Here is a 1,201-nt window from a genome sequence, read left to right as displayed (position 1 = left end):
TATTTAATCTTAAATGTCTATATTTAACTGGTGGCAAGTAACCTAAGGATCCATGGATCCTTAGGTTGTTGTACCAGTAAACATACTCTGATAGTTCTAATTTTAGTTGATTTAAACTTCTAAATTCTTTCTGATAAACAAATTCTGTTTTCATTACCTTATTAAATGCTTCAGCTACAGCATTATCATAAGGACTTCCTTTTTTGCTTAAGGATCTTTCTATTCCAAATACATCTAGGATTTTATCTATGCTCTTATTATCAAATTCTCGTCCTCTATCTGTATGGAATATTTTTATTTTATTTAATGGATATCTTATTGAGTAAATTGCTTCTTTTACTAATTCAGCACTTTTATTTTTACCTGCTGCATAGCCTATTATTTCCCTGTTGTGTAAATCTATTATTGCACATATATAGTTCCAGCTATTTCCTACTCTTACATAGGTTAAGTCACTTACACATGCTTCTAAAGATTCTCTATTATCAAAGTGTCTGTCTACTTTATTTTTTATTTGTTTATTGTTACATGTAGTTTTTTCTACCTTGTATTGTTTTACTGTATAGCTTGAGATTAAGGCGTGTTTTTTCATTACTTTACATATTTTTCTTCTTGATGCTATTATGCCTTGATTTTCTAGTTCTACTTTGATTTTTCTAGATCCATACGCGTTTTTACTTTTTCTGAATATTTCTTTGATTTTCTCTTCTAAAAGCTCTTCTGTTTTTAGGTTGTTTTTAGATTCTTCTTTGTTTATATGATAGTATATTAAGCTTCTTGTTATTCCTAAAAACTTACACATTGCACTAATACTGTATTTATCTCTATTTGAGATTATGAGCTTTACTTTTTGCCTAGTAGTAGTGCAGCTTGCTTTAAAATATCATTTTCCATTTCAAGCTGTTTTAGTTTTTTTCTTAGTCTGATTAGTTCCTTTTCTTCTTCTGTTCTATTATCATCTATGTCGAAGGAGTTTGAGTTGTTGTACCTATTTACCCATCCTCTTATTGTTGATGGTGCTATGTCGTATTCTTCACCTAGTTTTTTATATGTGTAGTTTCCTTGGTTAAAGATTTCTACTATTTGCCTTTTGAAGTCGTCTTCGTAGTGTCTAGCCAATTTAAAATCCTCCTATGATTTCTTATTATTTATTGTATCATATATTCGATTTTAAATTGTACTATTTATTGTATCCATACCA

General features: G+C 29.0%; 1 protein-coding gene. It reads right to left on the bottom strand.

Translation table 11 applies throughout. The features are described 5' to 3' along the window. A protein-coding gene (locus NH286_RS10635; protein WP_414826869.1) for an IS3 family transposase occupies positions 1–1,119 on the bottom strand; the annotation gives its coding sequence in 2 pieces (ribosomal slippage) (positions 1–846 and positions 846–1,119; 1,120 coding nt annotated over the 2 pieces). This gene is flagged as partial in the annotation. Positions 1,120–1,201 lie beyond the last annotated feature (82 nt).

The organism is Anaerococcus sp. NML200574, assembly GCF_026131665.1.
GTDB classification, from domain to species: domain Bacteria; phylum Bacillota; class Clostridia; order Tissierellales; family Peptoniphilaceae; genus Anaerococcus; species Anaerococcus kampingae.
Note: the sequence above shows the minus strand (reverse complement) of the source record. Positions and strands in the feature narration are given on the sequence as shown.